Annotated in this window: 6 protein-coding genes; 2 read left to right on the top strand and 4 right to left on the bottom strand. The window is 71.3% G+C overall.

Annotated elements, in window-relative coordinates:
* Positions 1-63 precede the first annotated feature (63 nt).
* The gene (gene pepN / locus ACWF94_RS03070) at positions 64-2,631 is read right to left on the bottom strand and encodes an aminopeptidase N (protein ID WP_453484109.1); all 2,568 of its coding nucleotides are present in this window, start codon (positions 2,629-2,631) and stop codon (positions 64-66) included.
* A gap of 157 nt (positions 2,632-2,788) precedes the next feature.
* Here pepN and ACWF94_RS03065 point away from each other — a divergent pair, with 157 nt between their 5' ends.
* Positions 2,789-3,364: a DUF1203 domain-containing protein gene (locus ACWF94_RS03065; RefSeq protein WP_453484107.1), complete on the top strand. Its 576-nt coding sequence runs from the start codon at positions 2,789-2,791 to the stop codon at positions 3,362-3,364.
* A gap of 120 nt (positions 3,365-3,484) precedes the next feature.
* Positions 3,485-4,675: an MFS transporter gene (locus tag ACWF94_RS03060; RefSeq protein WP_453484106.1), complete on the top strand. Its 1,191-nt coding sequence runs from the start codon at positions 3,485-3,487 to the stop codon at positions 4,673-4,675.
* A 227-nt stretch (positions 4,676-4,902) separates the two neighbouring features.
* Here the strand turns inward: ACWF94_RS03060 and ACWF94_RS03055 are convergent, their stop codons facing one another.
* The 3 genes from ACWF94_RS03055 to ACWF94_RS03045 are packed head-to-tail and all read right to left on the bottom strand — an operon-like array spanning position 4,903 to position 8,335.
* On the bottom strand, positions 4,903-5,892 hold the full coding sequence (locus tag ACWF94_RS03055; RefSeq protein ID WP_453484104.1) for a carbon-nitrogen hydrolase family protein: 990 nt from the start codon (positions 5,890-5,892) through the stop codon (positions 4,903-4,905).
* Positions 5,889-6,884 carry a nitrilase-related carbon-nitrogen hydrolase gene (locus ACWF94_RS03050; protein ID WP_453484103.1) on the bottom strand — a complete coding sequence of 332 codons (996 nt, stop codon included), beginning with the start codon at positions 6,882-6,884 and terminating at the stop codon, positions 5,889-5,891. Before ACWF94_RS03050 ends, ACWF94_RS03055 begins: the two co-directional genes overlap by 4 nt.
* Entirely contained in the window at positions 6,881-8,335 is a 1,455-nt protein-coding gene (locus tag ACWF94_RS03045; protein WP_453484101.1) for a purine-cytosine permease family protein, read from the bottom strand. The genes ACWF94_RS03050 and ACWF94_RS03045 overlap by 4 nt, the downstream gene beginning before the upstream one ends.
* Positions 8,336-8,356 lie beyond the last annotated feature (21 nt).

Here is an 8,356-nt window from a genome sequence, read left to right as displayed (position 1 = left end):
CCCCGGGGCGATGCGGTACGGAAGGGGTACGGAAGGGATACGGAGGGGGAGTACGGAGGTGGCTCAGGCCGCCGCGTCCGCCGCCTGGGCCCTCAGCGCGCGTTCGACGCCCGAGCGGGACTCGGAGATCAGCCGGCGCAGCGCCGCGTTCGGCTCGGCCGACGCGAGCCAGGCGTCCGTGGCATCGACGGTGGCCGCCGAGACCTGGACCGACGGGTAGAGCCCGACCGCGATCTGCTGGGCCATCTCATGGCTGCGGGACTCCCACACACCCTTGACCGCCGCGAAGAACTTCGCGGTGTACGGGGCGAGCAGCTCGCGCTGGTCGGTCTGGACGAAGCCCGCGATGATCGACTCCTGCATCGAGTTGGGCAGGGAGTCGTCCTCGACGACCGACGCCCATGCCTCGGCCTTGGCCTCGGCGGTCGGGCGGGCCGCCCGCGCGGTGGCGGCATGGCGCTGGCCGGCGGCCGTCTTGTCCCGCTCGGCCTCCGCCGCGATGCCGTCCTCGTCGAGGACGCCGGTCGCCGCCAGCCGCTCAACGAACGTCCAGCGCAGCTCGGTGTCGACCGCCAGCCCCTCGATCGACTCGGTGCCGTCCAGCAGCGCCTGGAGCAGATCCAGCTGCTGCGGGGTGCGCGCGGTGGCGGCGAACGCCCGTGCCCACGCGAGCTGATGGTCACTGCCCGCACCGGCCGCCCGCAGATGCGCGAGCGTCGCGTCCGTCCAGCGGGTCAGCCCCGCCTCGCGCCACTCGGGCGCCGCGTACAGATCGATCGCCAGCTTCACCTGCCGGTGCAGCGACTGCACCACCCCGATGTCCGACTCCTTGCCGATGCCCGACAGGACCAGCTCCACATAGTCCCGGGTCGCCAGTTCGCCGTCCCGGGTCATGTCCCAGGCGGAGGCCCAGCACAGGGCGCGCGGCAGCGACTCGGTGAAGTCGCCCAGATGCTCCTTGACGGCCTTGAGGGACGCGTCGTCCAGGCGGACCTTGGCGTACGACAGATCGTCGTCGTTCAGCAGGATCACGGTGGGCCGCCGGGTGCCCGCAGGGAACGGCACATCGGTCAGCTCGCCCTCGACGTCCAGCTCGATCCGGTTCGTCCGGACCAGCTTGCCGTCCGCATCGAGGTCGTAGCAGCCGATCGCGATCCGGTGCGGACGGAGGGTCGGCTCCCCCTTGGCGCCGGCGGGCAGCGCCGGGGCCTCCTGCCGTACGGCGAAGGAGGTGACCGTGCCCGAGCCGTCGGTCTCGATCTCCGGGCGGAGGACGTTGATGCCCGCCGTCTGGAGCCACTTCTGCGACCAGGTCGTCAGATCGCGGCCGGAGGTCTTCTCCAGCGCGCCGAGCAGATCGGTCAGCCGGGTGTTGCCGAAGGCGTGCGCCTTGAAGTACGCCTGTACGCCCCGGAAGAACTCGTCCTGGCCGACATACGCCACGAGCTGCTTGAGGACCGAGGCGCCCTTGGCGTAGGTGATGCCGTCGAAGTTCACCAGGACGTCGTCGAGGTCCCGGATCTCCGCCATGATCGGGTGCGTCGACGGCAGTTGGTCCTGCCGGTACGCCCAGGTCTTCATGGAGTTCGCGAACGTCGTCCACGAGTGCGGCCAGCGCGAGCCGGGCGCGGCGGCCAGGCAGGCGATCGAGGTGTAGGTGGCGAACGACTCGTTCAGCCAGAGGTCGTTCCACCACTCCATGGTGACCAGGTCGCCGAACCACATATGGGCCAGCTCGTGCAGGATCGTCTCCGCCCGCACCTCGTACGCCGCGTCCGTCACCTTCGAACGGAAGACGTACTGGTCGCGGATGGTCACCGCGCCCGCGTTCTCCATCGCGCCCGCGTTGAACTCCGGCACGAAGAGCTGGTCGTACTTGGCGAACGGGTAGGCGTAGTCGAACTTCTCCTGGAACCAGTCGAAGCCCTGCCGGGTGACCTCGAAGATCGCGTCCGCGTCGAGGTACTCGGCCAGCGACGGCCGGCAGTAGATGCCGAGCGGCACCGACTGGCCGTCCTTCTCGTAGGTGCTGTGCACCGCGTGGTACGGGCCCACGATCAGGGCCGTGATGTACGTCGAGATCCGGGGCGTCGGCTCGAAGCGCCAGATGTTGTCAGCCGGCTCCGGGGTCGGGGAGTTGGAGATCACCGTCCAGCCCTCAGGGGCCTTTACGGTGAATTGGAACGTCGCCTTGAGGTCCGGCTGCTCGAAGCTCGCGAAGACCCGGCGGGCGTCCGGCACCTCGAACTGCGTATAGAGATACGCCTGCTGGTCCACCGGGTCGACAAAGCGATGCAGGCCCTCGCCGGTGTTGGTGTACGAGCAGTCCGCGACGACCTTCAGTTCGTTCGGGCCCTCGTGCAGATGGTTCAGCGTGATCCGCGCGTCACGGAAGACCGCGGCGACGTCCAGCGACTTGCCGTTCAGGACGACCTCATGGACCGCAGGGGCGACCAGATCGATGAAGGTCTCGGCGTTCGCCTCGGCGGAGTCGAAGCGCACCGTGGTCACCGACCGGTAGGTGCCCCCCTCCTGCGCCCCGCTCAGATCGAGGTCGATCTCATACGCGTGGGTCGTGAGCAGGCGCGCGCGCCGCTGCGCCTCTTCTCGGGTCAGATTCGTGCCAGGCACCCGGTCATCTCCTTGATTTCGGGTTCTTCGTGACGATTGACGTCATCCTTCCACGCGGTGCGCACGGGCCGCCCGTGACTATTGCGGCGCAGGGTCCCCGGACTTCGATGTCCGAATTCCGCCGGAATCAGCCGCCTGCCCGCGCCACGCTGTCCCCATGACGACCACCGCCACGAAGTACCCCGTCCGCCCGATCGAAACCGCCGCCCTCGACCGGCTCCGCGTCACGGACGACGCGGGCAACCCGTGTGCCCCGTACACCGACCCCAAGGGCGGCGCACCTCTGCGCTGCTGTCTGCGCACGAGCCGGGCGGGGGAGTCGATCGCTCTCGTCTCGTACGCCCCGCTGCGCCGCTGGGCGGCGGAGCGCGGGGCCCACCCCGGCGCGTACGACGAGCAGGGCCCCGTCTTCATCCACGCCGAGCCGTGCGAGGGCCCCCGGCCGGGGGCGGGCTACCCCTTCGCCAGGACCGGAGCGCAGCGGACCCTGCGCCGCTACGACACGGAGGGCCGGATCACCGGAGGCCGGCTGCTCACGATCCCCGAGGCGGTCGGCGCGGCGGTCCCCGAGGCGGTCGGCGCGGCGGTCCCCGAGGCGGTCGGCGAGGCGTTCGACGCGGCTCTGGACGAGGCGTTCGCCGACCCGGCGGTGGCGCTGGTGCACATCAGGGCGCTGGAGCAGGGGTGCTTCCACTTCGAGGTACGGCGATCGGATTCCGGCCACCGGGATTAGTCCGCGCCGAGCCGGGCCCGCCTCGGCTGTCCACCGGGGCGGCCCCGTACGGCTCCGGAGCACCCAGGGACGAGGGGTTTCGCCGTTGTCCCCCGCGCGGGTGCCACGGACGCTGGGGGTATGACCACCGAACGCGCCATGGGTACGCCCGGGCGCCCCTTGAGCGCCGCGCGCGGGTGGGCCGCCGTGTGCGCCGTGGCCGTCGCCATCTTCACCGTCGTCACCACCGAGATGCTGCCCGTGGGGCTGCTCGGCCCGATCGGCGCGGGTCTGGAGGTGTCCGAGGGGAGGGCGGGGCTTGCCGTCACTCTCCCGGGTGTCGTCGCCGCGATCACTGCTCCGCTGCTGCCCGCCCTCGCGGGCCGCGCCGGCCGGCGCGCTCTGCTGTGCGGGCTGCTGCTGTTGCTCGCCGCCGCCAACGTGGTCTCGGCGCTCGCCCCGGGGATGCCGGTGCTGCTCGCGGCCCGGCTGGTCGTGGGGGTCTGCATCGGCGGGGTGTGGGCGATCGCGGCCGGTCTCGGGCATCGGCTCATGCCCGGGGAATCGGCGGGCCGCGCCACCGCCGTGATCTTCAGCGGGATCGCGGTGGCCTCCGTGCTCGGCGTCCCGGCGGGCGCGCTGATCGGCGATGTCGCCGACTGGCGGTGGGGCTTCGCCGCGGTCGGCGCGCTCGCGGCGGCCGTCGCCGGGGTGCTCGCCGCGCTGCTGCCGCCGCTCCCGGCGGAGCGGGCCGTCCGCCCGAAGGAGATGGCCGCCCTCGTCCGGACCCCCCTGCTCCGTACCGGTCTGGTGGCGGTCGCGCTGCTGGTGGTCGGGCACTTCGCCGCGTACACCTATGTCCGCCCGGTACTGGAGCGCGTCGACGGCATCGCGGCCGGGGCGATCAGCGGACTGCTGCTCGTCTACGGAGTCGCGGGCGTCGCGGGGAACTTCCTCGGCGGTACGGTGGCGTCCCGCTCCCCCCGCCGTGCCCTGGTCGCGATCGCCTCCGTGCTCGCCGGGACCGTGGCCCTGCTGGCGGCGGCCGGTGGCAGCGTCTGGCTGTCGGTGGGGCTGCTGGTGGTGTGGGGACTGGCGTACGGGGGTCTCTCGGTCTCGGCCCAGACCTGGATGGTGCTGGCCGCGCCGAATGCCCGCGAAGCGGCGTCCGGCCTGTTCGCGGGCGTCTTCAACGCGTCGATCGCCCTCGGCGCGGGGGCGGGCGGCGCGGTCATGGACCGGTCGGGGGAGGTGGGCGTACTGCTCCTGGGCGGGGCGCTGCTGGGTCTGTCCCTGCTGGTGCTGCTGACGGCCCGGGCCCGGCCGGTCTGAGCCGGTGCGCCTGAGCTGGCCGGTCTGAGCCGGTGCGGTGACCGGTGGCCCGCCCCCGCCCCCGCGCCCCGGTCCGCCGGGCGGCCCGGCGGACCAGGCCCCGCCCCGCCTGCCGCGCCTCCGCCGATGACCAGCGTCACCGTCGATGACCGGCCCGTCCCCCGACCGGGCCGATCAGCTCAATGGTTCAATCGGTATCAAGCAGTTGCAAAAAGTGTCAAATACTTTCAATCGGTCTCTTCGGTGAAGGTCACACCCGTGTCCCGGCGGCTCCGGTCCACGGACAGCCGGAACACATCGGGCCGGGCGTAGTGCCCCGCGATATCGAGATCGAGGAGTTGCTCGTAGCGCCTGCCCGTCGTCAGCGTCGCCGTGATGACGCGGGCCTCGTCGAACACCGGCTCCACGACCCACGATCCGTCGGGACCCGCGATGCTCGAACCGCCGTTGAAGAGCAGCCCGCTCTCCGGGGCGTCCGGGCCGACCCCCGCGCGATAGGCGTCGTAGAGATCCGCGGGCAGGTCGTCGGTGGAGACGACGAGCCCGGCGGAGATGACGAAGCAGCGGCCCTCCAGCGCGTACGAACGGGCCGCGATCGTGTGGCTCTCGGGCATGTCCGGCCAGGCAGCGATGTGGAGTTCCTCGTTCTGCGCGTGCAGGGAGTGCCGGGCGAGCGGGTTGAAGTGCTCCCAGCAGACCAGACCGCCGACGCGCCCGGCCGGGGTGTCCACGACCCGCAGGCCCGCTCCGTCGCCCGCCGCCCAGACGATGCGCTCGGTGTGCGTGGGGGAGAGCTTGCGGTGCAGATTCAGGGTGCGGCCGTCCGGGCCGATGGTGAGGAGCGAGTTGTAGAGCGAACCGCTCGCCCGCGACGGGCGCTCGTTGAGACCGAGCACCACGGTCACCCCCGCCTCGCGGGCCGCGGCGCGGATCGGCGCGAGATCGTCCTCGTCGCCGCCGTGGTGGTCGAGGACCGGGCTCTGTTCGAGCAGCCGGGCGTGCCAGTGCTGCGCCGTGGTGTCCCGCCAGCCGGCCAGCCCGAACACCCAGGCCGGATAGCCGGTCAGCCAGGTCTCCGGGAACACGACGAGCGCCGCGCCGGATGCGGCGGCCTCCGTGATGTGCGCGGCGGCCCGGCGCAGCGACTCGGCGAGGTCGAGCAGAGCGGGCGGCTGCTGGACGATGGCGACGGTCGTCGTCCCGGCCATGACGGTCATGACTGCTCCCTTTCCGCGCGGGTGACGGGCCCGTACAGCTCGGGGCGCCGGTCCGCGTGCACATCGTTGAGTTCGCTGATGGCCTTGGCACGGGCCTCGGCGAGATCGATCGTCGCGGTGACGATCGCCTCCTCGCCCAGCTGGAGTTCGGTCACGGGGTAGCCGTTGGCGTCCACGATCACCGTGCCGCCGAGCCAGTCCTGTCCGCGTTCGGTGCCGGTGCGGTCGGCGACCGCGACATACATCCGGTTGACCGCCGCGTCCGCCTGGACGCGGACGATCTCGCCGGGGCGCTCGCCGTCGGGCCGGGGGTACAGCGGCCAGTTCACCGGCCCGCACAGCAGCTCGGCGCCCTCCAGCGCCACCAGCCGTACCCACTCGGGGAACTCGACGTCGTAGCAGACCATCATGCCGATCCGGCCGTACGGAGTGTCGAGCACGGGTGGCGGGCCGTCGCCCGGGGTGAAGCCGTACGTCTTCTCCGCGTTCCAGAGGTGGGCCTTGCGGTACGCGGTCCGCAGCCCTGTCTCGTCGATCAGGACGCCCGTGTTGTAGGCACGGCCGTCCGCGCCGAGTTCCGCGAATCCGCTGACGATCACCAGGCGCAGTTCGGCGGCGAGCGCCTCCCACTCCCGGATGGTCGCGCCGTCGATCGGCTCGGCCGTCGCCAGCAGTTCCGCGTGGCCGGTGAAGACATAGCCGGAGTTGGCCAGCTCGGGGAGGACCACGACGTTCGCGCCCCGCCCGGCGGCGGTACGGATCGCCGCACGGATGCGCTCCCGGTTCTCCGCCGCCCGGCCGACCCGCAGCGCGAGCTGGCAGCAGGCGACGGTGACGGTGCCGGGGGAGGCGGGGGCCGGCCCCGGAGCCGATGCTTCCGCAGAAGTCTTCGGAGCCGACGCCTCCGCACCTGCCGCCTCCGCCGACGCCTCCGCACCTGCCGCCTCCGCCGAAGCCTCGGGACCCGCCGCCCCCGCCGAAGCCGATGTCATCGTACGGAGCCCTCCAGCTCGGCCTCGCTCGCCGCCCGCGCCCGGTCCTCGGCCCCGCGGTCGAGGCTGCGGGCGAAGAGCAGATACAGACCGCCGGAGACGAGCAGACCGACCACGAAGGAGAAGTCCGCGCCGCCGAGGGCGTCCGCGACCGGCCCGACGTAGAAGCTGCTGGAGAAGAACGGGATCATCGCCAGGAACCCGATGACGTACGCGACGACACCGCGCCAGGCCCAGCGCCCGTACAGGCCGTCCGGCTTGAGGATCTCCGCGACCGCGTACTTGCCCCGGCGCACGAAGTAGAAGTCCGCGAGGTTGACGGCGGTCCACGGCACCAGGAAGTACAGCATCAGCAGGACGAAGTTGTTGAAGCTGCCGATGTAGTCGTCCGGGATCAGCAGCGCCACGACGAGCGAGGCGATACCGACGACGATGAGCCCGATGACGCGCAGCCGGACCGTCGGGCGGACCTTCTTGAAGCCGTCGACGGCGCTCGTGCCGGTCAGCATCGCGCCGTACGCGTTGACGCCCATGATCGAGATCAGTGCCAGCACCGAGACGATCACCGCGATCAGCCCGAAGCCGGGGAAGAGGATGTCGCCGACCTCGCGGAGGGCGATGATCGGGTCGGGGTCCGGCAGATAGCTGGACAGGATCGCGCCCAGCGACATCAGCCACACCGCCGAGAACGTGGCGCCCGCGTAGACGGAGGTGATCAGCTTCTTCGACGACACGTTCGCCGGAAGGTAGCGGGTGTAGTCCGATACGTACACCGCGTAGCTGATGTTGTACCCGGCGGCCAGCGAGAACTGCACCAGGAACGCCGTGAGGTCCCAGCCCGCGGTGGCGGCGGGGGCGCCCTCGGCGACCGGGTTGCCGGAGAAGTGGACGATGGCCGTGATCGTGAGGATCGCGAACACCACGATCAGCAGATACGTCAGCCAGCGCTGCACGAAGTGGAGCAGATCGTGCCCCACCACCGCGATGACGATCGAGACCGCGATCAGCACCGGGTACCAGAACAGCTTGATGTCCGGCAGGACGAGCCCGAGGCCCTGGGCCGCCAGGATCGTGTCGAAGACGAGGAAGCCGACGTACACGAACACGGTCGCGGCGAACGGCACGATGACGCCCCGGCTGCCGAACTGCGCACGCGACTGGATCATCTGCGGCAGACCCATCCGGGGGCCCTGGTTGGCGTGGAACGCCATGAAGAAGGTGCCGAAGACGACGCCGAGCAGAACGGCGAGCACGGTGAACCAGACGCTCAGCCCCATGGCGGGGCCGACGAATCCGGCGACCATGGTCGGCAGCACGAAGTTGCCGGTGAACCAGAACGGACCCTGGTGCCAGACCTTGCCGTGCCGCTCGGAGCTGGGCACATAGTCGATCGAGTGCTGTTCGATCACGGTGTCGCGCGGGGGTGGGGGTGCGATCTCTGGGGAAGACATGGTCGTCCTCTCGGGGTGGGG

It is taken from the genome of Streptomyces sp. NPDC055078, from assembly GCF_053607985.1.
The sequence above is the reverse complement of the archived record's forward strand: the minus strand, read 5'-3'. Positions and strand labels throughout refer to the sequence as shown.

Excerpts from the sequence above, each read along its gene's own strand:
- ACWF94_RS03065 (WP_453484107.1), top strand. The coding sequence starts at position 2,789 with ATGACGACCACCGCCACGAAGTACCCCGTCCGCCCGATCGAAACCGCC.
- ACWF94_RS03060 (WP_453484106.1), top strand. The coding sequence starts at position 3,485 with ATGACCACCGAACGCGCCATGGGTACGCCCGGGCGCCCCTTGAGCGCC.
- ACWF94_RS03055 (WP_453484104.1), bottom strand. The coding sequence starts at position 5,892 with ATGACCGTCATGGCCGGGACGACGACCGTCGCCATCGTCCAGCAGCCG.
- ACWF94_RS03050 (WP_453484103.1), bottom strand. The coding sequence starts at position 6,884 with ATGACATCGGCTTCGGCGGGGGCGGCGGGTCCCGAGGCTTCGGCGGAG.
- ACWF94_RS03045 (WP_453484101.1), bottom strand. The coding sequence starts at position 8,335 with ATGTCTTCCCCAGAGATCGCACCCCCACCCCCGCGCGACACCGTGATC.